General features: G+C 64.5%; 25 protein-coding genes. 20 read left to right on the top strand and 5 right to left on the bottom strand.

What is annotated here, in order from left to right:
* Positions 1 to 85 precede the first annotated feature (85 nt).
* On the bottom strand, positions 86 to 775 hold the full coding sequence (locus tag ASD71_RS17350) for a response regulator transcription factor (protein WP_056567365.1): 690 nt from the start codon (positions 773 to 775) through the stop codon (positions 86 to 88).
* Between the two features lie 225 nt (positions 776 to 1,000).
* Here ASD71_RS17350 and recA point away from each other — a divergent pair, with 225 nt between their 5' ends.
* The gene (gene recA / locus ASD71_RS17345) at positions 1,001 to 2,062 is read left to right on the top strand and encodes a recombinase RecA (RefSeq protein WP_056567362.1); all 1,062 of its coding nucleotides are present in this window, start codon (positions 1,001 to 1,003) and stop codon (positions 2,060 to 2,062) included.
* A 129-nt stretch (positions 2,063 to 2,191) separates the two neighbouring features.
* Entirely contained in the window at positions 2,192 to 2,920 is a 729-nt protein-coding gene (recX, locus tag ASD71_RS17340; RefSeq protein WP_082578985.1) for a recombination regulator RecX, read from the top strand.
* Positions 2,921 to 2,945: 25 nt separating this feature from the next.
* Here the strand turns inward: recX and ASD71_RS17335 are convergent, their stop codons facing one another.
* Positions 2,946 to 3,863 carry a LysR family transcriptional regulator gene (locus ASD71_RS17335; protein WP_056567360.1) on the bottom strand — a complete coding sequence of 306 codons (918 nt, stop codon included), beginning with the start codon at positions 3,861 to 3,863 and terminating at the stop codon, positions 2,946 to 2,948.
* Between the two features lie 185 nt (positions 3,864 to 4,048).
* Between ASD71_RS17335 and metE the strand changes: the two genes are divergently transcribed.
* The 14 genes from metE to ASD71_RS17270 all read left to right on the top strand — a co-directional run bounded on the left by metE (position 4,049) and on the right by ASD71_RS17270 (position 17,568).
* Entirely contained in the window at positions 4,049 to 6,346 is a 2,298-nt protein-coding gene (gene metE / locus ASD71_RS17330) for a 5-methyltetrahydropteroyltriglutamate--homocysteine S-methyltransferase (RefSeq protein ID WP_056567357.1), read from the top strand.
* A gap of 285 nt (positions 6,347 to 6,631) precedes the next feature.
* Complete coding sequence (locus tag ASD71_RS17325; RefSeq protein ID WP_056322544.1) at positions 6,632 to 7,234, top strand: DUF2889 domain-containing protein; 603 nt, start codon at positions 6,632 to 6,634, stop codon at positions 7,232 to 7,234.
* A gap of 10 nt (positions 7,235 to 7,244) precedes the next feature.
* Complete coding sequence (sucC, locus tag ASD71_RS28045) at positions 7,245 to 8,405, top strand: ADP-forming succinate--CoA ligase subunit beta (protein ID WP_056567354.1); 1,161 nt, start codon at positions 7,245 to 7,247, stop codon at positions 8,403 to 8,405.
* 21 nt (positions 8,406 to 8,426) lie between these two features.
* Entirely contained in the window at positions 8,427 to 9,308 is an 882-nt protein-coding gene (sucD, locus tag ASD71_RS28040) for a succinate--CoA ligase subunit alpha (RefSeq protein WP_056567350.1), read from the top strand.
* Between the two features lie 265 nt (positions 9,309 to 9,573).
* On the top strand, positions 9,574 to 10,272 hold the full coding sequence (locus tag ASD71_RS17310) for a TerC family protein (protein WP_056567347.1): 699 nt from the start codon (positions 9,574 to 9,576) through the stop codon (positions 10,270 to 10,272).
* Positions 10,273 to 10,384: 112 nt separating this feature from the next.
* A complete protein-coding gene (locus ASD71_RS17305) occupies positions 10,385 to 11,104 on the top strand; it encodes a TerC family protein (protein WP_056567345.1) in 720 nt (239 codons plus the stop codon).
* Complete coding sequence (locus tag ASD71_RS28500; RefSeq protein WP_255357201.1) at positions 11,091 to 11,213, top strand: hypothetical protein; 123 nt, start codon at positions 11,091 to 11,093, stop codon at positions 11,211 to 11,213. Before ASD71_RS17305 ends, ASD71_RS28500 begins: the two co-directional genes overlap by 14 nt.
* 9 nt (positions 11,214 to 11,222) lie before the next feature.
* The gene (gene hemC, locus ASD71_RS17300; RefSeq protein ID WP_056567341.1) at positions 11,223 to 12,167 is read left to right on the top strand and encodes a hydroxymethylbilane synthase; all 945 of its coding nucleotides are present in this window, start codon (positions 11,223 to 11,225) and stop codon (positions 12,165 to 12,167) included.
* Entirely contained in the window at positions 12,167 to 12,985 is an 819-nt protein-coding gene (locus ASD71_RS17295; RefSeq protein WP_056567338.1) for a uroporphyrinogen-III synthase, read from the top strand. Before hemC ends, ASD71_RS17295 begins: the two co-directional genes overlap by 1 nt.
* Positions 12,986 to 13,022: 37 nt before the next feature.
* Positions 13,023 to 14,213, top strand: coding sequence for a uroporphyrinogen-III C-methyltransferase (locus tag ASD71_RS17290; RefSeq protein WP_056569365.1), 1,191 nt, complete (start codon positions 13,023 to 13,025; stop codon positions 14,211 to 14,213).
* Between the two features lie 4 nt (positions 14,214 to 14,217).
* Positions 14,218 to 15,855 carry a heme biosynthesis HemY N-terminal domain-containing protein gene (locus tag ASD71_RS17285; protein WP_056567335.1) on the top strand — a complete coding sequence of 546 codons (1,638 nt, stop codon included), beginning with the start codon at positions 14,218 to 14,220 and terminating at the stop codon, positions 15,853 to 15,855.
* A 29-nt stretch (positions 15,856 to 15,884) separates the two neighbouring features.
* Entirely contained in the window at positions 15,885 to 16,415 is a 531-nt protein-coding gene (gene ppa, locus ASD71_RS17280) for an inorganic diphosphatase (RefSeq protein WP_056567332.1), read from the top strand.
* Positions 16,416 to 16,702: 287 nt separating this feature from the next.
* Complete coding sequence (locus ASD71_RS17275) at positions 16,703 to 17,398, top strand: fumarylacetoacetate hydrolase family protein (RefSeq protein ID WP_056567329.1); 696 nt, start codon at positions 16,703 to 16,705, stop codon at positions 17,396 to 17,398.
* A gap of 38 nt (positions 17,399 to 17,436) precedes the next feature.
* The gene (locus ASD71_RS17270) at positions 17,437 to 17,568 is read left to right on the top strand and encodes an entericidin A/B family lipoprotein (RefSeq protein ID WP_056567326.1); all 132 of its coding nucleotides are present in this window, start codon (positions 17,437 to 17,439) and stop codon (positions 17,566 to 17,568) included.
* 74 nt (positions 17,569 to 17,642) lie between these two features.
* On the opposite strand, the gene ASD71_RS17265 is transcribed toward ASD71_RS17270, so the two are convergent.
* The 3 genes from ASD71_RS17265 to ASD71_RS17255 are packed head-to-tail and all read right to left on the bottom strand — an operon-like array spanning position 17,643 to position 20,324.
* Entirely contained in the window at positions 17,643 to 19,346 is a 1,704-nt protein-coding gene (locus ASD71_RS17265) for a PhoH family protein (RefSeq protein ID WP_056567323.1), read from the bottom strand.
* A 55-nt stretch (positions 19,347 to 19,401) separates the two neighbouring features.
* On the bottom strand, positions 19,402 to 19,866 hold the full coding sequence (locus ASD71_RS17260) for a peroxiredoxin (RefSeq protein WP_056567320.1): 465 nt from the start codon (positions 19,864 to 19,866) through the stop codon (positions 19,402 to 19,404).
* Positions 19,863 to 20,324, bottom strand: coding sequence for an Mth938-like domain-containing protein (locus ASD71_RS17255; RefSeq protein ID WP_056567314.1), 462 nt, complete (start codon positions 20,322 to 20,324; stop codon positions 19,863 to 19,865). The genes ASD71_RS17260 and ASD71_RS17255 overlap by 4 nt, the downstream gene beginning before the upstream one ends.
* A gap of 234 nt (positions 20,325 to 20,558) precedes the next feature.
* Here ASD71_RS17255 and alaC point away from each other — a divergent pair, with 234 nt between their 5' ends.
* The 4 genes from alaC to ASD71_RS17235 all read left to right on the top strand — a co-directional run bounded on the left by alaC (position 20,559) and on the right by ASD71_RS17235 (position 25,104).
* A complete protein-coding gene (gene alaC / locus ASD71_RS17250) occupies positions 20,559 to 21,746 on the top strand; it encodes an alanine transaminase (protein ID WP_056567313.1) in 1,188 nt (395 codons plus the stop codon).
* 192 nt (positions 21,747 to 21,938) lie between these two features.
* Positions 21,939 to 23,243: a homoserine dehydrogenase gene (locus tag ASD71_RS17245; protein ID WP_056567311.1), complete on the top strand. Its 1,305-nt coding sequence runs from the start codon at positions 21,939 to 21,941 to the stop codon at positions 23,241 to 23,243.
* Between the two features lie 51 nt (positions 23,244 to 23,294).
* Entirely contained in the window at positions 23,295 to 24,704 is a 1,410-nt protein-coding gene (gene thrC / locus ASD71_RS17240; RefSeq protein WP_056567309.1) for a threonine synthase, read from the top strand.
* A gap of 178 nt (positions 24,705 to 24,882) precedes the next feature.
* Positions 24,883 to 25,104, top strand: coding sequence for a YgdI/YgdR family lipoprotein (locus ASD71_RS17235; RefSeq protein WP_056567306.1), 222 nt, complete (start codon positions 24,883 to 24,885; stop codon positions 25,102 to 25,104).
* Positions 25,105 to 25,146: the final 42 nt, after the last annotated feature.

Below are 25,146 nucleotides of genomic sequence, written 5' to 3'. Positions count from 1 at the left end.
GCGCTGGGGCGGCGCGAAGCTCGGGCCCTTGGACCCGGCTTGCATGATGTCCAGGGCTTCCTGGTTGAGCGGCTCTGGGGAGGGCTCAGCTTGCGAGGTACGCCGCACCCTGGTCCCGCTCAAGACAGTAGCCCAGGCCACGCACGGTGACGATCTTCACGCCGCTGGGCTCCAGCTTTTTGCGCAGGCGATGCACGTAGACCTCGATGGCGTTGGTGCTGACTTCCTCGCCCCATTCGCACAGGTGATCCACGAGTTGGGTCTTGCTGACCATGCGTCCGCTGCGGGTCAGCAGGATCTCGAGCAGGCTGACTTCGCGGGCCGACAGATCCAGCGTCTGGTCGTCGACGATGGCGACGCGGCCGGTCTGGTCAAACAGCAGCTTGCCGTGCTTGAGCATCGTGGCGCCGCCGCCCGCGCCGCGCCGCGTCAGCGCCCGCACTCGGGCTTCGAGTTCGGACAGCGCGAAGGGCTTGGCCATGTAGTCGTCGGCGCCCAGGTCCAGGCCCTTGACGCGCTGTTCGATGCTGTCGGCGGCGGTCAGGATGAGAACGGGCAGGGCGGAATTGCGGGCACGCAGGCGGCGCAGCACTTCCAGGCCGGCCAGTTGCGGCAGGCCGAGATCCAGGATGAGTAGGTCGAAAGCCTGGGCGGCCAGCGCGGAATCGGCGGAAAGCCCGTCGCGCACGGCATCCACGGCATAGCCGTTGTGGCGCAACGAGCGGGACAGGCCGTCGGCCAGGATGCTGTCGTCTTCGGCAATCAGGATACGCATGGGCTGCTGCTAGGAAGAAACACACCGGCCCGGGGGCGGAAAAAGGGCAAAATACCGGGATCGCTCCGGATTCTGTCATACGCCGCCGGGCTTGCCACTCAGGGTATACGTGCAAAGAACTGGCACACTGGTTATTTGTCCAGTACAATCCGATGCCATAATCTGATCCTCATTGCCAGACCCGCAGTTTTCCGACTTCCAGATACGTTACAGACAGGACTCCTCATGGACGACAAAACCACCAAGGCCGCCGCTTCGGAAAAAGCCAAGGCGCTTGCCGCCGCACTCTCGCAGATCGAAAAGCAGTTCGGCAAGGGCTCGATCATGCGCTACGGCGACAACGAGGTCTCGCATGACATTCAGGTGGTTTCCACGGGCTCGCTCGGTCTGGATATCGCACTGGGCGTCGGCGGTTTGCCGCGCGGCCGCGTCGTTGAAATCTACGGTCCGGAATCGTCGGGCAAGACCACGCTCACGCTGCAGGTCGTCGCTGAAATGCAAAAGGTGGGCGGCACCTGCGCCTTCGTCGACGCGGAACACGCTCTGGACGTGCAGTACGCCTCCAAGCTGGGCGTCAACCTGGCCGACCTGCTGATCTCGCAGCCGGACACCGGCGAACAGGCACTGGAAATCACGGACGCGCTGGTGCGCTCGGGTTCGGTCGACCTGATCGTCGTCGACTCCGTGGCCGCCCTGGTTCCCAAGGCCGAAATCGAAGGCGAAATGGGCGATTCGCTGCCCGGCCTGCAGGCCCGCCTGATGAGCCAGGCGCTGCGCAAGCTGACCGCCACCATCAAGAAGACCAACTGCATGGTCATCTTCATCAACCAGATCCGGATGAAGATCGGCGTCATGTTCGGCAACCCCGAAACCACCACTGGCGGCAACGCGCTCAAGTTCTACGCGTCCGTGCGCCTGGACATCCGCCGCATCGGCTCCATCAAGAAGGGCGACGAGGTCGTCGGCAACGAAACCCGCGTCAAGGTCGTCAAGAACAAAGTGGCGCCGCCGTTCAAGCAGGCGGAGTTCGACATCATGTATGGTGCGGGTATCTCGCGCGAAGGCGAAATCATCGACCTCGGCGTGGCCGCCAACGTCGTCGACAAGTCGGGCGCCTGGTACAGCTACAACGGCAACCGCATCGGCCAGGGCAAGGACAACGTCCGCGAATACCTGAAAGAACACAAGGACATGGCCATCGAGATCGAAAACCGCGTCCGCGAAAACCAGGGTATCGTCAGCCGCGCCGCTGAATTCGTGCCCACGGCGGAAGACGCCGCCGAGTAATTTCGGGGCATTCGACAGGGCTCGCCGCGGTTCGGGCAAGCCCCAACGCCGGCCCGGCTGGGCTGGGAAACTGCGGCAGGCGCCAACATGGGCCTGCCGTTTTGTTTTGTTTAGCAAGCAGGAAAGCGCATGAGCTGGAAATCGACTCCCGCGTCCGCCGAACGCCAACGCGCCAGGTTGGACGACGAATTCGAAACGGTCGCCAAGCCGCAAGGCTTGCGGCGCACGTCCGATGCGCGGGTGGCCCGCGAGACCGCGGCGTCTGACGATTCGGCCGATGCCGCTGAATCTTCCGGCCTGTGGCACCGCAGTTCCGAACAGCGAAGTTCCGATCAGCGCGGCGCCGCACGCGGCCGGCGTGCCGACGCTGCCGACAACGACGGCGAGGCGTCAACGTCCGACGGCAAGCAGGCGCGCAAGGGGCCGTCGCTGAAGATGCGGGCAGTGGGGTATCTATCGCGGCGCGAGCACGCGCGCGAAGAACTGGCGCGCAAGCTGGCTGCTTACGCCGAAGATGCCTCTGAAGTCGAATCCGTGCTGGACACGCTTGAAAAAGAAGGCTGGCTGTCCACCGAACGCTTCGCCCAAAGCCTGGTTCATCGGCGCGCCTCCCGGCAGGGCGCGGCGCGCATCGTGCAGGAACTGCGCCAGCACGGCGTGGACGACAACCAGGTCGCGGAACTGCGCGACCAGCTTCGCGCCACCGAGTACGACCGGGCGCTTGAAGTCTGGAAAAAGCGCTTTAGCGCCAAGCCCGAAGATCGTGCGGCCTACGCAAAGCAGGCGCGCTTTCTGGCCAGCCGGGGTTTCGCGCACGACGTGATCCGGCGCATCCTGGGCGAGGGCGGCGAAGACTGACTGCACCCATTGCGCAACCCCGCCATCATTTCGCCGACTTGATGCCCGACAGCGTCTTGAAGCAGACGTCTCGGGTGATCGTCAAAAATTCGTCGATATACGAGGCGTCCGTGTCCTCGCTGCGCACCGTGGCGTACAGCGTGCGCCACACTCCTTGCGGCCCCAGTCGGCAAAGCCGCAGCCATCCCTGGTTCATGTATTCCGTCAGCGCCCAGTTCGGCAGCGCCGCCACGCCACGATTGCTGGCGACGAGTTGCGCAATGATCGGCGTCAGCTCCGCCTTGCGGATGGCGGCCGGCTCGACATCCGCCGGGTCCAGAAAGGCGGTAAAGACGTCCAGTCGCTGCTTGTCCACCGGATAGGTAATCAGCGTCTGGTCCGCCAACTGTTCCGGCACGATGAATTTGCTGCCCGCGAGCGGGTTGGATTCGGACACGGCCAGCACCAATTCATATTTGAATAGCGGCAGGTACTCCACGGCGTCCAGCGGCTGCGGGTCCGAGGTGATGACCAGGTCCAGGTCGCCGCGCACCAGCGCGGGCAAGGGGGCGAACGAGAATGCCGCAGACAGGTCCAGCGCCACATCCGGCCATTGCACCCGAAAGGCGTCCAGCGCCGGCATCAGCCACTGAAAGCAGGAATGGCAGTCGATCGCCAGGTGCAATCGGCCGGTGCGGCCCGCCGCGAGCCGTTGCAGGTCGCGTTCGGTGGCGCGGATGCGCGGCAGGACGTCGTCGGCCAGCGCCAGCACGCGCAGGCCAGCAGTCGTCAGGCGGGCCGGCCGCGTGCGGCGATTCAACAGGGGCGTGCCGAGCCGGGTCTCCAGGTCTCGCAATTGATGCGACAGCGCGGACTGCGTCAGGTGCAGGCGTTCAGCAGCTTCCTGGAGGCTGCCGCCATCCCGGATGGCGGTCAGTGTTTCGAGGTGGCGGATTTCTAGCATCGAGGCGGCTTCACACAAGACAAATCTACGGGGCAATCCGGGGCGCCAACTCGTGGGCGTCCGGATCGATTCGATATTCTATGAGAGTTTTTCATCTTATGAATGTAGACATTGATTTTGATTCATTTAACTTTGCGGTCAAAATAGCCGCCACTTGAACAAATTTTGTGGAAAGGCGTGTTCACATGACTACGATTCATAATTTGGGATTCCCGCGCATTGGCGCGCAGCGCGAACTCAAGCGCGCCGTCGAAGCGTATTGGGCGGGCAAGCAGACCGCCGGCGCGCTGGAAGAAACGGGCCGCGAGCTGCGCGCCCGCCACTGGCGGCTTCAGGCCGCGGCCGGCGTCAAGCTCGTGCCGGTGGGCGACTTCGCCTGGTACGACCAGATCCTGGAATGGACGACGCTGCTTGGCGCGGTGCCTGCGCGCTTCGGCCAAAAGGACAACGAACCGGTGTCGCTCGACACGCTCTTTCGCATGGGCCGCGGCCGCGCCCCATCCGGCAAGCCCGCCGCCGCCTGCGAGATGACGAAGTGGTTCGATACCAACTACCACTACATCGTCCCCGAACTGGTGCCCGGCCAGACCTTCCGCATTGCCCGCGAAACCCTGTTCGAGCAGGTCAAGGAAGCGCAGGCGCTGGGTCTGCAGGTAAAGCCGGTCATCCCCGGTCCGCTGACCTGGCTGTTCCTGGGCAAGGGCGACGCCTTTGCCGACGGCGCCGCCGATGCCGGCAAGCTTCAGCTTCTGGCCGCGCTGTTGCCGGTCTACCAGGACGTGCTGGCGCGCTTTGCCAAGCTGGGTGTCGAGTGGGTGCAGATCGACGAGCCCATCCTGGCGCTCGACCTGCCGCAAGCCTGGCGCGATGCGTTCAAGCAGGTGTACGCCGCGCTGGCTGCCAGCCCGGTCAAGTTGCTTGCCGCGACGTATTTCGACGGTCTGAAAGACAATCTCTCGACGGTCCAGGCCCTGCCGGTTGCGGGTCTGCATGTGGATCTGGTGCGGGCGCCCGACCAGCTGGCTGCCGTGGTGGCCGGCCTGAATGACGGTCAGGTGCTGTCCGCGGGCGTCATCAACGGCCGCAACATCTGGCGCACCGACCTGGACGCCGCCATCGCCACGCTGGCCCCGGTCGCGCGCCAGTTGGGCGACCGCCTGTGGCTGGCGCCGTCGTGCTCGCTGCTGCACGTGCCGGTCGACCTGGAAATCGAAACCGAACTGGATGCTGAGCTCAAGAGCTGGCTGTCCTTTGCCGCCCAGAAGCTGGACGAGCTGAGCCTGCTGGGCCGAGCGCTCCACAGTGCCACCGACTCGACCGTGCAGGAAGGGCTGGCCGGGCAGCGCGCCGCACTGGCCGCGCGCCGCGCCTCGGTACGCATCCACAACCCGGCCGTGGCCCAGCGCATGGCCGCCGCCGCGGGCGTGTCGCGCGACCGCGCGCCGTTCGCCGGCCGCATTGCGCGCCAGCAAGAACAGCTTGGGCTGCCCGCCTATCCCACCACGACGATCGGTTCGTTCCCGCAGACGGCCGAAATCCGCGCGTTGCGCCGCGACTGGAAGGCTGGCGCCCTGACGGATTCGGCGTACGAGGCCGCCATCCGCAAGGAGATCGAGGAAGTCATCCGCTTCCAGGAAAAGGTGGGCCTGGACGTGCTGGTGCACGGCGAGCCCGAGCGCAATGACATGGTCGAGTATTTCGGCGAGCTGCTCGCCGGCTTCGCGTTCACGAAGAACGGCTGGGTGCAAAGCTACGGCTCGCGTTGCGTGAAGCCGCCGATCATCTTCGGCGACGTCGCGCGCCCCGCGCCCATGACGGTCGGCTGGTCGTCCTACGCGCAATCGCTGACGGACAAGCCGGTCAAGGGCATGCTGACCGGCCCGGTCACCATCCTGCAATGGTCGTTCGTGCGCGATGACCAGCCTCGCGAGCAGACCTGCCGTCAGCTCGCGCTGGCCCTGCGCGATGAAGTGGTGGACCTGGAAGCGGCCGGCATCAACGTCATCCAGATCGACGAACCGGCCATCCGCGAAGGTCTGCCGCTGCGCCGCGCCGATTGGCAGGCGTACCTCGACTGGGCCGTGGACTGCTTCCGCCTGTCGACCGCCGGCGTGCGCGACGAGACGCAGATCCACACCCATATGTGCTATTCGGAGTTCAACGACATCATCGAATCCATCGCGGCCATGGACGCCGACGTGATCACGATCGAAACGTCGCGCTCCAACATGGAACTGCTCAAGGCGTTCGAGGACTTCCGTTACCCGAACGACATCGGCCCCGGCGTGTATGACATCCATTCGCCCAACGTGCCCGAAGTGGACTGGATGGTGGACCTGATGAACAAGGCTGCCGCCCGCCTGCCCAAGGAACGCCTGTGGGTGAACCCCGACTGCGGCCTGAAGACGCGTGCCTGGCCGGAAACCGAAGCCGCATTGATCGGCATGGTCCAGGCAGCCCGCGCGCTGCGCGACGCGGCCTGACGCCATGGTCCGTCCCCGGCGCGCTGGCGCCGGGCGCACATTCCCCAACCCGGCCGTGCCCCCTCGCGCGCGCCGGGCTTTTTGCCTGCCACCCACGGCGATTTCAAGGCAGATCTGGCGCCGGCCCAGCGCGAGTCGCCGCCGCCGCTCAGGCCAGCGTGTGGGATAGCGGGCCATCCCCCGGCCAATTAATACGATTGCGGCAGGCCGCCTGCGCTATACTTTGAAGGTTTTGTTGCCGCGCACCATTACGCGCTGGCCGTCTCTGCCCCGCAGGCCCCACGCATGCCCTTGCCACCGCCAGATTGTCCTCGTCAGCCGCTGCATACGCGTTCCATACGTGTGCAGTCGTACGCGCGCGATGACGGCAACTGGGACCTGGAAGCCGAGCTGATCGACGTCAAGGCGTACGATTTTCCCAAGCGCGACGGCGAGATGTTCAAGGCCGGGCAACCCATCCACCATATGCACCTGCGCATCACCATCGACGAGGAATTCTCGATCGTGGCGGCTCAGGCCGTCTATGACGCGGCGCCTTATGGCGAGCATTGCAAGGCCATCGAGCCGGCGTACACTGACCTGATCGGCATGAACCTGCTCAAGGGGTTCCGTCGCCAGGTCAAAGAGCGGTTCGGGCATGTGGAAGGCTGTACGCACATGACCGAGCTGTCGCAGGTGCTTCCCACCGCGGCGGTCCAGACCATGGCCAACCGCCGGCGGCAGGAACCCAACCCGAACCGGCGTCCATTCCAATTGGACGGCTGCCATGCGCTCAGCACTGGCGGCCCTGTGGTGGCTGAGCATTATCCCGAGTGGTACACCGGGGGTAGCGCTGAGGCATCGGCCGAGTCGTCCTCCGATTCACCTTCTTTTTCTCATACGTCCTGACAGGTAACACATGAAAATCCACGAGTATCAAGGCAAGGAACTGCTGAAGCAATTTGGCGTCCCCGTGCCGCGCGGGATCCCCGCTCTTTCCGTCGACGAGGCCGTGGCTGCCGCTGAAAAGCTGGGTGGACCGGTTTGGGTCGTCAAGGCACAAATCCACGCGGGTGGCCGCGGCAAGGGCGGCGGCGTCAAGCTGGCCCGCTCGCTGGACGACGTCCGCAAGCTGGCCTCCGAAATCCTGGGCATGCAACTGATCACGCATCAGACCGGCCCCGAAGGCCAGAAGGTTCGCCGCCTGTACATCGAAGACGGCGCCGACATCCAGAAGGAATACTACGTGTCGCTGGTCACCGACCGCGCCACGCAGAATGTCGCTTTCATCGCTTCCAGCGAAGGCGGCATGGACATCGAGGAAGTGGCTCACTCCACGCCCGAAAAGATCATCACCGAATACATCGACCCGCTGACCGGCCTGTCCGCCGAGCAAGCCACCAAGATCGCCAATGCGATCGGCCTGCCCGCCGACTCGACCGCCCAGGCCGTTGACGTGTTCCAGAAGCTCTACAAGTGCTACATGGACACCGACGCCTCCCTGGTCGAAATCAACCCCCTGAACCGCGACAGCAAGGGCAACATCATCGCCCTGGACGCCAAGTTCAACTTCGACTCCAACGCCCTGTTCCGTCACCCGGAAATCGTCGCCTACCGCGACCTGGACGAAGAAGATCCCGCTGAAATCGAAGCCAGCAAGTTCGACCTGGCCTACATCCAGCTCGACGGCAACATCGGCTGCCTGGTGAACGGCGCCGGTCTGGCCATGGCCACGATGGACACCATCAAGCTGTTCGGCGGCGAGCCGGCCAACTTCCTGGACGTCGGCGGCGGCGCCACGGCCGAGAAGGTCACCGAAGCCTTCAAGATCATGCTGGCCAACAAGAGCGTCAAGGCGATCCTGGTCAACATCTTCGGCGGCATCATGCGCTGCGACGTCATCGCCGAAGGCGTGATCGCTGCTTGCAAGGCCGTCAACCTGAACGTGCCGCTGGTCGTCCGCATGAAGGGCACCAACGAAGAGCTCGGCAAGAAGATGCTGGCTGAATCGGGTCTGCCCATCATCAGCGCCGACACGATGGCCGAAGCTGCCACCCGCGTCGTAGCCGCCGTCAAGTAAAGAGAAAATCAAGGATTCACAATGTCGATTCTGATCAACAAGGACACCAAGGTCATCACCCAGGGCATCACGGGCAAGACGGGCCAGTTCCACACCCGCATGTGCCGTGAGTACGCCAATGGCAAGGCCGCCTTCGTGGCCGGCGTGAACCCCAAGAAGGCGGGTGAAGACTTCGAAGGCGTGCCGATCTTCGCGTCGGTCAAGGACGCCAAGGCCGACACCGGCGCTACCGTGTCCGTCATCTACGTGCCGCCCGCCGGCGCCGCTGCCGCCATCTGGGAAGCTGTCGAAGCCGAACTGGAACTGGTCATCTGCATCACCGAAGGCATCCCGGTCCGCGACATGCTCGAAGTCAAGAACCGCATGAAGGCCAAGGGCAGCAAGACGCTGCTGCTGGGCCCGAACTGCCCCGGCCTGATCACCCCGGACGAAATCAAGATCGGCATCATGCCCGGTCACATCCACCGCAAGGGCCGCATCGGCATCGTCAGCCGTTCGGGCACCCTGACGTACGAAGCCGTGGCGCAAGTCACCGAACTGGGCCTGGGCCAATCCAGCGCCGTCGGTATCGGCGGCGATCCCATCAACGGCCTGAAGCACGTCGACGTGCTCAAGCTGTTCAATGACGATCCCGACACCGACGCCGTCATCATGATCGGCGAAATCGGCGGTCCGGACGAAGTCAACGCCGCGCAGTGGGCCAAGGACAACATGAAGAAGCCGGTCGTCGGCTTCATCGCTGGCGTCACCGCCCCTCCCGGAAAGCGCATGGGCCACGCCGGCGCGCTGATCTCCGGCGGCGCCGACACGGCCGATGCCAAGCTGGAAGTCATGGAAGCCTGCGGCATCCGCACCACGCGCAACCCCTCCGAAATGGGCAAGCTGCTCAAGTCGGTGCTGTAAGTCTCAGCATTGCGCAATGAAAAAGCCCGCTTCGGCGGGCTTTTTTTTGTCCGGTTTTTTCGCGATTCCTTAGGGTAATCCCGCGTCCAGGAAGCGGCCGGGGCAATCATACGGAAAGCTGAACGAAACTATAATGAAAGAAATTTTGCGCGTACCAGCAAGAATGCCGTCGGGCTCGCACCAAGACGGTCTGTACGTTTATCCGTTCAAATTCATCCATTAATTTGGTTTTGTCCTAGGGGGATCACACCTAGGAAAGAGAGGCATGGAACTCAGTTCAGCGGCATTCTGGATCGCGTTGCTCCAGATCATTTGGGTCAACATTCTGCTATCAGGCGACAACGCCGTGGTTATTGCGCTGGCGGCGCGTTCACTGCCTCCGGCACAACAGAAAAAAGCGATCGTGGTCGGTTCCGCCGCTGCGATCATCATGCGTATCGTATTGACGCTCGTCGCGGCCAAGCTGTTGCTGCTGCCGTGGCTTAAGCTCATTGGCGCGCTGCTTCTGGTCTACATCGGCGTGACGCTGCTGTTGCCCGAGGGCGAAGAAGATGGCGCCGGCAAGACCCAGGGCAATCTTTTCACCGCCATCCGCACCATCATGATCGCCGACCTGGTCATGAGCCTGGATAACGTGGTGGCTGTTGCCGCCGCTGCAATGGGCGATACGACGTTGCTGGTGCTCGGTCTGGCCATCAGCATCCCCCTGGTCATCTTTGGCAGCACGCTGCTCTTGAAGGTCATCGAACGCTTCCCGCTCATCGTCTGGGTTGGCGCGGCGCTGCTGGGCTTCATTGCTGGCGAACTGCTGGTGGGCGATCCTGCATTGCAAGAGCCCGTAGCGCGTATTGACGCCGCGTTGGGCGTGACGCAGCATAGCTTCGCGCTGATGTCCGGCGTGCTCGGCGCAGTGCTGGTGCTGCTGATTGGTAAAGTTTTACTGATGCGCCAGAAAGCTGACTGAAAGCTGAACTACAATAATATGTTTTTCTGAATCAACCTGCCGCGCGAAGGCGCGGCAGGGCGGCCGGGCCGGGACCGGCCATTCTTTTAATAAATGCCTTCGGGGGTTCAAAGTGCTTGAGTTTTTTCAGACGCTGAGTTGGGCAGCGGTATTTCAAATCATTCTTATCGACATCCTGCTCGGCGGCGACAACGCTGTCGTGATCGCACTGGCGTGTCGCAACCTGGCGCCCAAGCAACGGATGCAAGGCATCTTGTGGGGCACCGCGGGCGCAATCATTCTGCGTGTCGTGCTGATCGCCTTCGCGATGCAGCTCCTGAATATCCCGTTCCTGAAGGTCGTGGGCGGCGTGCTGCTCGTCTGGATCGGCGTCAAGCTTCTGATTCCCGAAGACGATGCGCATGGCGACATCAAGGGTGGCACATCCATCGTTGCCGCGATCAAGACCATCATCATTGCTGACTTCGTGATGAGCCTGGACAACGTGATCGCCATTGCCGGCGCCGCGCAGAACGCGCATGCCGACCATCAACTGGGTCTGGTCATCTTCGGCCTGGTCGTCAGTGTGCCGATCATCATCTGGGGCAGCACGCTGGTGCTCAAGCTCATCGACCGCTATCCGCTGGTCGTCACCTTCGGCGCGGGCCTGCTGGGCTGGATCGCCGGCGGCATGCTGGTCACCGACGTTATTGTCGAGCGTCAATTTGGCGTTCAGCCGACTACGGTTAAAATCGCCGCTGAAATTATTGGCGCCTTGCTCGTTGTTGTCCTTGGACGGTGGCTTGCAAGCCGCAAGAACGCTTCCAAGGAATCAGCACATGAGTCTGCGTAGATCCACCGATCCCCAGCAATCCGAATCGGGCCTGAGCCTTCTTCAGGGTCTGTTCGTGCTGGCCATCCTCGGCGTAGTCGCGACGATCATCGTCTCCAACTTCGTTTGATGGCATCACGTGTCTCTGCCGCAACGTCTGGTCATTGCGACCCGCGCCAGCCGGCTTGCCCTGTGGCAAGCCGAGCATGTGCGCGATCGGCTGCGCACGCTGTACCCAGCGTGCGCAGTTGAACTTCTCACCCTGACGACCCGAGGCGACCAGATCCTCGACCGCACGCTGTCCAAGGTGGGCGGCAAGGGTCTGTTCGTCAAGGAACTCGAAAACGCGCTGCTCGACGGGCGCGCCGATCTCGCCGTTCACTCCCTGAAGGACGTGCCGGTGGATCTGCAAGCCCCGTTCGAGCTTTGCGCCGTCCTCGATCGCGCGGATCCGCGCGATGCCTTCGTGTCCAACCGATATGCCTCGCTGGCGGACCTGCCCGCGGGCGCCGTGGTTGGCACTTCCAGCCTGCGCCGCGAGTCCCAGATCCGTTCCCGGTTTCCCGCCCTGGTGGTCAAACCCCTGCGCGGCAACCTGGATACGCGCCTCGGCAAGCTCGACAAAGGCGACTACGACGCCATCGTGCTGGCGGCGGCAGGCCTGGACCGGCTGGGCATGGGCGAGCGCATCCGCAGTCTGCTTGATCCCGCCGACAGCTTGCCCGCCGCGGGGCAGGGCGCCCTCGGTATTGAAATCCGCGACGACCGCGACGACGTGCGCGCATGGCTGGCGCCGCTGGTCAGCGCAGACACAACCGCCTGCGTGCTCGCGGAGCGCGCCGTGTCGCGCAAGCTGGGTGGCTCCTGCCAGGTTCCCCTGGCGGCGTTTGCCCAGATCGCGGGCGACACCCTGTCGCTGCGCGCGCTGGTCGCATCGCCGGACGGCACCCGTATCGTTCATGCAGTGCACACCGGTCCGGTGGATCAGGCCGAAGCCATCGGCGAAGCCGCCGCCTCCGAATTGCTGGACGCGGGCGCAGAGGCGATCCTCCGCGAACTCCTGCACAACCACGGGCCTGACTGATGGATCCGGCGTTTGCAGCCGCCGAAGGGCCGCGCATCGCCATCCTGACGCGGCCCGCAGGGCGCAACGAAGCGCTGGCCAGCCGCCTTCAGGGCGCCGGTTGGCAGCCCTGCATCCTGCCCGCTCTTGAAATCCATCCCCTTTCAGCCGCGTCCGAAGACCTGCCCCGGCCCTCGGACTATGGCCTCGTCGTGTTCGTCAGCGGCAATGCTGCCCGCCAGTATCTGGACCAGTTGGCCCAGGCCGACGGCGCCGCCGGCTGGCCGGTGGGCGTGGCTGCGGCCACGGTCGGCCCCGCCAGCGCTCAGGCGCTGCGCGACACGGGCTTTTTTGGCGCGAATACAACAGTCCTGCACCCGGATGAATCGGCGTCCACCCACGATTCCGAGGCGCTGTGGCAGGTGCTCGAAGCGCAACCGCGGTTGCCCGCGCGCGTGCTGGTGGTTCGCGGCACCCAGGGACGGGACTGGCTTGGCGGCAAACTTGAAGCCCATGGGGTCCATGTGACGCGCCATGCCGCCTACCAGCGGCACCCGGCAGCCTGGACCCCTGACCAGCTTGGCACGCTGCGGCGCTGGGCCGATGCGGGCGTCTCCGCCACTTGGCTGCTCACCAGCGGGGAGGGCGCTGATGCCGTCCAGCGTCAGCTCCATGCCGCGGGTCTGGCAGACTGGTGGCAGCGCTGCCGCTTCGTGGTCACGCACCCGTCGCTGGCAGGCCGCCTGCCACCGTCCTGTCGTGGCACGTCTGGATCGGCGATGGTAAAAATCTGCGTGCCGAACGACGAGTCGATATTCCAGGCTTTTGTTGCTGCTTGATTCGTTGGTTCGGACTGACACCGAATACAATCGCGTCATGACAGATAAGACTCCCGCTACCGATTCGGCCGTTTATCCGGCCGCCCCGGACGCAAGCGCGTCCGCATCGGCCCCGGCCGACTCCGTCAAGGCCCGTCCGGCCAAGCGCGGCAGTGGTCCCTTGGTCACCGCCCTCATAATCGTCATCCTGCTGGCCGTTGGACTGGGTTATGCGCTGTGGAAGCAACGCACCCAGTTCGTGTCCGCGGGCCGCGAAGTGGCAACGCGCCTGGACACGCTGGGCGCCGACGTGGCGCAAGCCCGCAAGGACACCCGCGAAGCCCTTGCCTTGGCACAGGCGCAGTCGGGCCGCGTCGCCGAACTCGAAGACACGCTGCGCGAAACACAAAGCCAGTACAACGCCCTGCAGCAGGCTTGGCAGAACTTCAACGACAGCGCCAGCGACGAACTGCTGGCCAATGACGTCGAACGCCTGCTGACCATCGCCAATCAGCAATTGCGCCTGGCCGGCAACGTCTCCAACGCCATTGTCGCGCTGGAAACCGCGCAATCGCGCCTCGCGCGCGCAGACCGTCCGCGTTTCTCCAGCCTGCAGCAATCCATCAACGGCGACCTGGACCGCTTGCGTGCCGTGTCCACCGTCGACATCCCCGCCCAGTCCGGCCGCATCGAACGCCTGGTCGCGCTCATCGGCAAGGCGCCGCTGCTGGTGCCCGACACCGTGTCGCCGGGCATTGCCCCGGTGGGCCAAGCCCAGCCGCCCGCGCCGGCCCCCACGATCGATCCGCAGGCCGGTCTGCCCGCCGACGCGCCGTGGTGGCAACGCTGGCGCGCCGAAGTCGCATCGTGGCCCGGCCGCGCGGGTTCCGCGCTGGCCCATGAACTTGGCGGACTCATCACGATCCAGCGCGTGGACGAACCTGCCGCGCTGCTGTTGTCACCCGAGCAGGCCGATCAGGTGCGCGGCACCCTGCGCCAGCGGCTGCTGACGGCGCAACTGGCGATGCTGATGCGTCAGCCGTCGGTCTGGAAGAGCGAGCTCGACAACGTCGGTTCGACGCTTTCCAAATATTTCGATGGCCGCTCGCCCGATACCGTCGCCGCTCAGACCCTCGCGCGCGAATTGGCCCAGACCGACATCGCCGTGCGCATGCCGGACGTGGCGGATAGCCTGAACGCCGTGGCCGCCTTGCGCGCCGCGGGCTTCAAGACCAGCGACCAGGACTGAGCTCATGCGTACCTGGTTCTGGACACTACTGCTCGCCGTCGTCGCCGTCGCTCTGGCGGTGGTTCTGCGCTCGCATGCGGGCAACGTGCTGCTCCTGGTGTGGCCGTGGCGCATCGAGATGTCGCTGACGCTCGCCGTCCTGCTCATCGTCGCGACGTTCATCATCCTGTATGTGGGCCTGCGCCTGCTGGCCTGGCTGTTCGCCATTCCCGATCGCGTCCGGGCTTGGCGCGGCAAGCGCGCGCAGGCGCGCGACCACGAATTGCTTGAACGCGGCTGGATCGGTCTGCTCGAAGGCCGCTACGCCCACGCCGAAAAAGACCTGACCAAGCTTCTGGACCAGACCAAGGTCCGCACGCGCCGCGTGCTGGCCGCGCTGTCGGCGGCCCGCGCCGCGCACGGCCTGGGCGAATTCGACCGGCGCGACCGCCTGCTCGCCAACGCGCAGGAACAGGCCGACACGGAGCCCGGCCTCATTGAAGCCACGGCCACGGTGTCGGCCGACATGCTGCTGGATCAGGGCCGCGCCGAGCGGGCGCTGACCGTGCTGGGGCCGCTGGCCGACGGCGGCGCGCGCCATCTGCACACCATGCGCCTGCTGCTGCGCGCGCATACGGCCTTGAACCACCAGGAGCAGGTCTTCACGCTGGCGCGAGGTCTCCTGCGCCGCAATGCGCTGGGCCGCACGGAAGCCGACGTTCTGATCGACGCCGCTGGCGCCGCGCGCCTGCGCGCCGCGGCGGGCAACGATGCCTGGCGTCCCATCTGGAAAGACCTCAAGGCAGAAGAGCGCCTGCTGCCCGAAATCGCCCTGGCGGGCGCGGCGGCCTTCGAAGCCGCCGGCGAACCCAATGAAGCCGCCCGCGTGCTGGAGTCGGCCATCGCGGTCAAGTTCAATCCCGCCCTGGTGGCGGCCTATGCCCGCTGCGAAGCTGAACACGTGTCGCGTCGCCTGGCCAAGGCCGAGACCTGGCTGCATCAACGTCCGACCGATCCCGACCTGCTGACTGCGCTGGGCATGCTGTGCCTGAATGGCCAGCTTTGGGGCCAGGCCGAACGCTACCTGCTGCGTAGCCTGGCGCGACGCAGCGATGCGCAGACGCATGCATTGCTGGGCAGCCTGTACGATCGCCTGGACCGCCCGGTCGACGCCGTGCGCCACTGGCGCCTGGCCACGGCCGCCAGCATGGCCCTGCCTGTGCTGGCCTCGGACGCGGCGCTTCCCGCCGCGGACACGGGTTCGGATCCTTACCGCGTGGACGCCGAAGGCGGCTATGCCGTTGGCCTGTCGGACACGGACAGCGATGCGGACGTCGGCGGCGATTACCCCGCCTTGCCGGCCGCCGCTGCGGCAGCGCCCGTTGCCGCGTCGGCCTCGGATTACGTGCTGGATCCGGACGCGCGCGTCAGCAAAGCGCAGCACGACCGCGCCCTGGCGCCCGAAGACGCGCCGCTGGCACGCGGCACCGCCGACATCGACGAATACTTCGACAGCGCGCCGATTCCCGCCACCGCTTTCGACGAGCCGGTGCCCACGTATTCGCCGAAGCCCGCACCCGCTGCGCCCGCCGCCAAGCCTGTGCCGCCCGCGGCGCCCCTGCCGACCACCAAGCCGCCGTTCAAGGACGACGGCTCGATTTGAATAACCATTCAGACAAACAAGGTTGAACCATGAGTCTTGATCGCGTCTCCCCTGGCAAGAAGCTGCCGGAAGACTTCAACGTCATCATCGAAATCCCCATGAACGCCGACCCGGTGAAGTACGAGGTCGACAAGGATTCCGGTGCGATCTTCGTTGACCGCTTCATGCTGACGGCCATGCACTACCCGTGCAACTACGGCTACATTCCCCAGACCCTGTCCGAAGACGGCGACCCCGCCGACGTGCTGGTCCTGACGCCGTTCCCGATCCAGATCGGCGCCGTCGTGCGTTGCCGCGCCATCGGCGTGCTGGAAATGGACGACGAGTCGGGCGGCGACGCCAAGCTGCTGGCCGTGCCCATCGAAAAACTGTACCCGCCGTACCGCAACATCAAGTCCTATGAAGATCTGCCGGCGGAAGACGTTTCCCGCATCCAGCACTTCTTCGAGCACTACAAGGATCTGGAAAAGGGCAAGTGGGTCAAGGTCAAGGGCTGGAAGGGCGTGGACGCCGCACACGAGGAAATCGTGCGCAGCGCCGAGCGCTACACCAAGGGCTGATCGGGCCTTAGGCCAGCCGGCATCGCGCCGGCTGGCGCCTTGCAGCGGCGCGGCCGCGACGGCTGTGGCCGGTCGCCGCCGCGCCGTTATCTTGTGGGCGCCCGATCCATCCGGTCCTCGCATTGGCCGCAGAAAGGGCTACACTCGCGAGTGCTTTTTCAAACGCCCGGCCGCCCAACAACAACAGCGCCCCATCGCGGGGTCACAGGGCATGCCAAGCGCGCGCGCGTCGGGGTAATATTTTTTCCGGTTTTTCCGGTCACGTATTTGTCATAGGTTGATAGCTCATGGACTACGTTTTGCCTCCCCAGCCGCCAGTCGCGGTTCCCGTTGCCGGCAGCGCCGCGCTGTTCCCCGTGCGCCGCGTCTATTGCGTCGGCCGCAATTACGCCGAGCATGCCAAGGAAATGGGTTTCACTGGCCGTGAAGACCCGTTCTTCTTCTGCAAGCCCGCCGACGCGGTGCTGCTTGTGGCCGACGGCGAAACTGGCAAGATGCCGTACCCGCCCAAAACGTCCAACCTGCACTACGAAATGGAACTGGTCGTGGTGCTGGGCAAGGGCGGCCGCGACATCCCCGTCGAGCAGGCCAACGAATGCGTGTGGGGCTATGCGCTGGGTCTGGACATGACCCGCCGTGACCTGCAAGGCGAAATGAAAAAGCAGGGCCGTCCCTGGGAAATCGGCAAGGCGTTCGACCAATCGGCGCCGCTCGGTCCCATTCACCCGCGCAGCGTGGTGGGCACGCTCGACAAGGGCGCCATCTGGCTGGACGTCAACGGCGAGCGCAAGCAATCCAGCGACATTTCCCAGATGCTGTGGAATATTCCGGAAAGCATTTCGTATCTGTCGGGCCTGTTTGAACTGCAGCCCGGCGACATCATCTTCACCGGCACGCCGGAAGGCGTGGGCGCCGTGCGCCAAGGTGACGTGATCACTGGCGGCGTCGAAGGCCTGGGCGAACTGCGCGTGCAGATCGCCTGAGCATCGGCGCTTTCATTTTTTCATTTTGGAGTTAAAGCATGCGCGGCAAGTTTGTGCTGACTGCCTTTGTTGTATTCGGCTTCGTGCTGGCCGGTTGCAATACCGTTGCCGGCATGGGCAAGGATGTGTCCCGGGCAGGTAATGCCATCACCAACGCAGCCGACAAATAATCGGCTCGCGGCAGTGAAAAAAAAGCCCCTTGAGCAATCAAGGGGCTTTTTGCTGGTGGCGCGGGAACGATGATCTACAGCACGTCGCCCGCGTAGTCGGCCAGGCGCGAACGTTCGCCGCGCTGCAGCGTGACGTGGCCGGAGTGCGGCCAGCCCTTGAAACGGTCGACCACGAACGTCAGGCCGGAGCTGCCTTCGGTGAGGTAGGGGGTGTCGATCTGGGCGACGTTGCCCAGGCAGATCACCTTGGTGCCGGGGCCCGCGCGGGTTACCAGCGTCTTCATCTGCTTGGGCGTCAGGTTTTGCGCTTCGTCGATGATTAGGTACTTGTTCAGGAAGGTGCGGCCGCGCATGAAGTTCAGGGACTTCACCTTGATGCGCGAGCGGATCAGGTCCATGGTGGCCGCGCGGCCCCAGTCCCCGTTGCCTTCGCCTTCGCCCATGTTCAGCACGTCGAGGTTGTCTTCCAGCGCGCCCATCCAGGGCAGCATCTTTTCCTCTTCGGTGCCGGGCAGGAAACCGATGTCTTCGCCGACAGGCACCGTGACGCGCGTCATGATGATCTCGGTGTAGCGCTTGGTCTCCAGCACCTGCGTGATGCCCGCCGCCAATGCCAGCAGCGTCTTGCCCGTGCCCGCCTGGCCCAGCAGCGACACGAAATCGCATTCCGGGTTCATCAGCAGGTTCATGGCGAAATTCTGCTCGCGGTTGCGCGCCGTGATGCCCCAGACATTGTTCTTGCCGTGGGTGTAGTCGCGCAGGGTGGCCAGCACCGCCATCTTGCCGCTGACTTCGCGCACTTGCGCGTACAGCGGCATCTGGCCTTCGAAGTAGACGAACTGGTTCACGACGAACTGCGAACACAGCGGGCCGTGGATGCGGTAGAAGGTGGTGCCGCCCTGTTGCCAGGATTCGACATCCTTGCCGTGCTTGTTCCAGAAGTCCTCGGGCAATTGCATGACGCCCGAGTACATCAGGTCCGAGTCTTCGAGGACATGGTCGTTGAAGTAGTCTTCGGCGGCCATGCCCAGCGCGCGTGCCTTCAGGCGCATGTTGATGTCCTTGGACACCAGCACGACCTCGCGTTGCGGGTATTTTTCCTGCAGGGCGCGCACCACGCCCAGGATCTGGTTGTCGGCCTTGCCCATCGGCAAGTCCGAGGGCAGGGTGCTGTGGATGGCGGTCGTCTGGAACATCAGGCGGCCAGTGGCGTCCTTGTTGCCCAGCTTGGCCAGCTCCAGCCCTTCTTCGAGGTGCGTGGCGTCCTGCACCAGCGCGTCCAGCGAACGGCTGACTTGACGCGCGTTGCGCGCCACTTCGGACATGCCCTTTTTCTGGTGGTCCAGCTCTTCCAGCGTCATCATCGGCAGGAAGATGTCGTGTTCTTCAAAACGGAACAGCGAACTGGGGTCGTGCAGCAGCACGTTCGTGTCCAGCACGAACAGCTTGCGCGGGGCGTTCTCGGCGCGCGCCTTGCCGCGCTTGGCCGGCGCGGGCGTGGCCTTGGCCTGGCGCGCGGGGGCGCGGGCGGCGGGCGCGGGCGGGGCGGGCGGCGGGGCCTCGTGGACCGGGGACGGCGTGTGGGCCTTGCGCGCCGGGGTTGCCAGGCCTTCAAGTTCTGGCTGGACCAGCAGTTCGTCCTCGTCTTCGGCGAGGGCGGCCTGGGTGTTGGACCGCGCAGCGGCAGTCTTGGTCGTGCGGGCCTGCGCCCGGGCGGATTCACCCGAGGGGAAGGTCAGGATGGCTGCGGGGCGGGTAGGCAACTTCGGAAGCGGCATATGCGTCACTCTCCTGTTTGGGCCGGCTATAGCGCCTGACGGGTTTCCTGTGCGGCTAACCGATGCTCTTGGCGGCTTGCAGGACTTCCTTTGCGTGGTTCGGGACCTTCACCCCGCGCCACTCCTGCACCAGCACGCCATAGGCGTCGATCAAGAAGGTGCTGCGTTCGATGCCGCGCACCTGCTTTCCATACATGTTCTTCTGCTTGATGACGCCGAACAGATTGCACACGGTTTCGTCGGCGTCGGAGATGAGAGGGAAAGGAAGCTCGTACTTGGCCTTGAAATTCTCGTGCGACTTCAGCGAGTCGCGCGAGATGCCGATCACGATCGCGCTGGCCGACAGGAAGTCGCCGTGCAGATCGCGGAAATCCTGGCTTTCGGTGGTGCAGCCGGGCGTGTTGTCCTTGGGGTAGAAATACAGGATCACCGCCCGTCCCTGGCACTGTTCAAGGCTGATGGGGCCTATCGTGCTTTCGGCGGTGAACAGCGGGGCGGGTTTGCCTATGCTCGGCGTCATTGACTGGATGCTCCATTGGGCGGGATGAGGGCGACGACCACGCGCCGTCCCTCAGCCATCAGGATGTTGTAGGTGCGCGAGGCGGCGTGGGTATCCATCGTTTCCACGCCAATGCCCACGGCCAAAAGGGGACGTAATACTTCAGGGCGCAGGAACTGTTGCTTGCCGCCGGTGCCTACCAGCAGGACTTCGGGCGCGTTGGCCGGCCGGCTGGGCGCGGCTTCCGGGGCATCCAGAAAATCCAGGGGGTTGCGGGCGGGCTCGGACAATCCGGCTGCCTGGAGCAAGAGGGAGGAGGTAATGTCGGCCGGCGACTCAACGGGCCAGATGGTCACTTCGCCTTCGGGGCCAAAAGCGACCGAGGAGGAAAAACGTACCTGGTTGACCTCGATATAACCGTCGCCGTAGGCGGTGACAGTGTTAAGAGCGGCCGTCGCAGGATCGGTATGCAGCTTCAATAAAAACTCCGGCTATACGTGCTTGATAATAGCGCATCGGACACGGCGCATGTTGCAACGTATCCACGAGGGAAAAGGGGCTTTTTTTGCCCCATTTGCCGCCCAGGCGTCGTTGCGCTAGATTACAGGGTTTTGCTGCGCTGCAATCGTGTGCTGGCGCGGTTCTAAGCCCCTTTCCCCTTCGCGCGACCGCGCCCTGGTCTTTTTGCCTTTTCGCCCCTAAGGATTCCCATCATGAGGAAGTTCTCTCGCATTGAGCGTTTGCCCCCGTACGTTTTCAACATTACCGGCGAGCTCAAGATGGCGGCGCGTCGGCGTGGCGAAGACATCATCGACATGTCGATGGGCAATCCGGATGGGGCGACCCCGAAGCACATCGTCGACAAGATGGTGGAGGCGACCAGCCGTCCCACTACCCACGGCTATTCGGTGTCCAAGGGCATCCCGCGTCTGCGCAAGGCGATCTGTGACTGGTATCAGCGCCGCTACGCGGTCGAGTTCGATCCGGACTCCGAAGCCATCGTCACCATCGGCTCCAAGGAAGGCCTGGCCCACCTGATGCTGGCCACGCTGGACCGCGGCGACACCGTGCTGGTGCCCAATCCCAGCTACCCGATCCACATCTACGGCGCCGTCATCGCCGGCGCCAACATCCGTTCCGTGCGCATGACGCCGGGCGTGGACTTCTTCGAGGAACTGGAACGCGCCGTGCGCGAATCCATCCCGAAGCCCAAGATGATGGTGCTGGGCTTTCCCAGCAACCCGACCGCGCAGTGCGTCGACCTGTCGTTCTTCGAGCGCGTGGTCGCGCTGGCCAAGGAACACGACATCCTCGTGGTGCATGACCTGGCCTACGCCGACATTACGTTCGACGGCTATGTGGCGCCGTCCATCATGCAGGTGCCCGGCGCGCGCGATGTCGCCGTCGAGTTCTTCACGATGAGCAAGAGCTACAACATGGCGGGCTGGCGCATCGGCTACATGGTCGGCAACCGCGAACTCGTGAACGCGCTGGCGCGCATCAAGAGCTATCACGACTACGGCACGTTCACGCCGATCCAGGTGGCGTCCATCGCCGCGCTGGACGGTCCGCAGGACTGCGTGAACGAAATCGTGGCGCAGTACCAAAGCCGCCGCGACGTGCTCGTGCGCGGCCTGCATGAAGCAGGTTGGAATGTGGAAATTCCCAAGGCGTCCATGTACATCTGGGCGCAGATCCCCGAACCCTACCGGGCGATGGGCTCTTTGGAATTTGCCAAGCGCGTCCTGTCGGATGCGAAAGTGGCCGTGTCCCCCGGGATCGGCTTCGGCGAGTATGGCGACGAATACGTGCGCTTCGCTCTTATCGAAAACGAGCAGCGCACCCGCCAGGCGGTGCGCGGCATCAAAGATATGTTCCGCAAGGACGGTCTGCTGAAGTGAATGACGCCCACCCCCGCAGCGCTGCGCGCTTCCCCCTCTAGGGGGCATGCCTGCGGACCGGCGGAGCCGGATCCGCGGCATCCCGATACGGGGCGACCGCTTTCTTGCGTCGGGGGTGCTGCGAGGCATCACTTGGCATTATGGAGAACTGAAATGAATTCCCCTCAACGCCCGCCCGCAGAGGGCGGCGCGATGAAACCCATGAAGGTGGGCCTGCTTGGTCTTGGCGTGGTTGGCGGCGGCACGTGGACCGTGCTGTCCCGCAATGCCGAGGAAATCGCCCGCCGCGCCGGCCGCCGCATTGAAGTCGTCCGCGCCGCCGTGCGCGATGTGGAAAAGGCGCGCGCCCGCGTGGGCGATTCCATTCTGGTCGACACCGATGTGCGCGCGTTGGTGCGCGATCCTGAAATCGACATCGTCGTCGAACTGATCGGCGGCGACACGCTGGCCCGCGAGCTGGTGCTTGAAGCCATCGCCAACGGCAAGCATGTCGTCACGGCGAACAAGGCGCTGCTGGCCAAGCATGGCAACGAAATCTTCGCTGCCGCGTCCGAACGCGGCGTGATGGTCAACTTCGAGGCCGCCGTCGCCGGTGGCATTCCGATCATCAAGGCGATCCGCGAAGGCCTGACCGCCAATCGCATCCAGTGGGTGGCCGGCATCATCAACGGCACCACCAATTTCATCCTGTCCGAAATGCGCACGCGCGGCCTGCCGTTTGCCGACGTGCTGGCCGAAGCCCAGCGCCTCGGCTACGCCGAAGCCGACCCCACGTTCGACGTGGAAGGCGTGGACGCTGCGCACAAGCTGACGCTGCTGGCCTCGCTGGCATTTGGCGTGCCGGTGCAATTCGACCGCGCCCACATCGAAGGCATTTCGCAATTGGCCGCCGAAGACATCGAGCATGCCGAGCGCCTGGGCTATCGCATCAAGCTGCTGGGCATCACCAAGCGTCGTCCCGATGGCATCGAGCTGCGCGTGCATCCGGCGCTGGTGCCGTCCGAACGCCTGCTGGCCAATGTCGAAGGCGCGATGAACGCGGTGCTGGTCAAGGGCGACGCCGTCGGCCCCACGCTGTATTACGGGCAGGGTGCGGGCGAAGAGCCCACCGCCTCGGCCGTCGTGGCGGATCTCGTCGACGTGACGCGTCTGCACACCGCCGATCCGGGCAACCGCGTGCCGCATCTGGCCTTCCAGCCGGACGCCATGTCGGACACCCCGATCCTGCCGATCGAACAGGTCAGCACCTCCTACTATCTGCGCCTGCGCGTCGACGATCAGCCCGGCGTGCTGGCGGACATCGCCCGCATCCTGGCGGACCGCGGCATTTCCATCGGTTCGATGATCCAGCAGCCGTCGCACATCGGCGGCGCCGACATCATCTTCCTGACGCACGAGGCAGTGGAAGGCAACGTCAACCAGGCCATCGAGCGCATCGAATCGCTGCCGTTCGTGCGTTCCAAGGTGACGCGTCTGCGCGTGGAGAACCTGACCTGATGAAGCCTGGCTCCCGCGCAAGGGAGTCTGGCCCATCGTGGAGCCATTGATATGAAATACATCTCGACGCGCGGCGGCATGGCCCCGCTGGAATTCTCCGACATCCTGCTGGAAGGCCTGGCGCCCGACGGCGGGCTGGCCGTGCCGCAGACGCTGCCGCAGGTTTCCGCTGAAACGCTGGAGTCCTGGCGCGGCCTGTCGTACGCCGACCTGGCCTTCGAAGTACTGTCGCTGTTCGCCACGGACATTCCCGCGGACGACCTGCGCCGCCTGACCCGCGCCGCCTACACGCCTCAGATCTTCAGCAGCGAGGACATCGTTCCGCTGCGTCCGCTCGACGGCGGGCTGTCGTTGCTGGGCCTGTCGGAAGGTCCGACGCTGGCGTTCAAGGACATGGCCATGCAGTTCCTCGGCCAGGTCTTTGAATACGTGCTGGAAAAGCGCGGCACCACGCTGAACATCGTGGGCGCCACCTCCGGCGACACGGGCTCGGCGGCGGAATACGCGCTGCGTGGCAAGAAGGGCGTGGCGGTGTTCATGCTGTCGCCGCACGGCCGCATGAGCGCCTTCCAGCGCGCGCAGATGTACTCGCTGCAAGACGAGAACATACACAACATCGCCGTGCGCGGCGTGTTCGACCAGGCGCAGGACATCGTCAAGTCGCTGGCCGGCGACCTGGACTTCAAGAACCGGTATCGCCTGGGCGCCGTGAACTCGATCAACTGGGCGCGCATCGCCGCCCAGGTCGTCTACTATTTCCACGGCTGGCTGCGTGCCACCGAACGCGCCGGACAGGAAGTGTCGTTTGCCGTGCCGTCGGGCAACTTCGGCAACATCCTGTCGGGCCACATCGCGCGCCGCATGGGCCTGCCGATCCGCCGCCTCGTGCTGGCCACGAACGAGAACAACGTGCTGGAAGAATTCTTCCGCACCGGCATCTATCGTCCGCGTCCCGCCGAGCAGACCTACGCCACGTCCAGCCCGTCGATGGATATCTCGCGCGCCTCGAACTTCGAGCGCTTCGTGTTCGACCTGGTGGGCCGCGATACCGATCGCGTGAAGGCCCTGTGGACGGCGCTGCCGCGCGATGGCGCGTTCGACCTGTCCGACATGAAGGACCAGTTCGAGTCGCGTTATGGCTTCGTGTCGGGCGCCAGCTCGCATATGGACCGTCTGGCAACGATCCGCGCGTTGTATGACGCCACCGGCGTGCTGGTCGACCCGCACACCGCCGACGGCGTGAAGGTTGCGCGCGAATTCGTCGAGCCGGGTGTACCCATGCTCGTGCTGGAAACCGCGCTGCCGGCCAAGTTCTCCGAAACCATCGAGGAAGCGCTTGGCCGTCCCGCGACGCCGCCCGGCAACCTCGCGGACCTGGAATCGCTGCCGCAGCGCGTCGAGGTCATGGACTGCAACGAAGCGTCCGTACGCCGTTTCATCGAGGCGAACGCCAAGGTGTAAGCACGCTTGCCGCTTGTATACGGTTGCAACCCCTCGCAGGCGTGCCTTGCGAGGGGTTTTTGTTTATTGGGGTCGGGGCCGATTACGTTCTTAAGCATTTTGCCCACAACCCGACACGATTTCGGGGAGCGATTCGGATAGAGTGAAATCACCTATTCAACACTCGGAGAACACGACCATGAACCTGAAGACCATGACGTTGGCCCTGGTGATGACCGGAGTTGGAGTGCTTGCCGGATGCTCGTCGCCCTCGGTTATCAACCAACGCGACGGATCTTCGACCGTAGCGCCCGACGAGCCCGAATACGACAAGAAGTCGGGCATGTATGAATACGAACAGAACGGCAAGAAGGTGCAGATCAACAAGGACGACGTGAAGTCGATCGAAGAGGTCAAGTAAGCCAGCCTGACCGTCTGCACCAAGCAAAAGCCCCGGCCGATG

It is taken from the genome of Achromobacter sp. Root565, from assembly GCF_001427425.1.
GTDB lineage: Bacteria > Pseudomonadota > Gammaproteobacteria > Burkholderiales > Burkholderiaceae_B > Achromobacter > Achromobacter spanius_D.
Note: the sequence above shows the minus strand (reverse complement) of the source record. Positions and strands in the feature narration are given on the sequence as shown.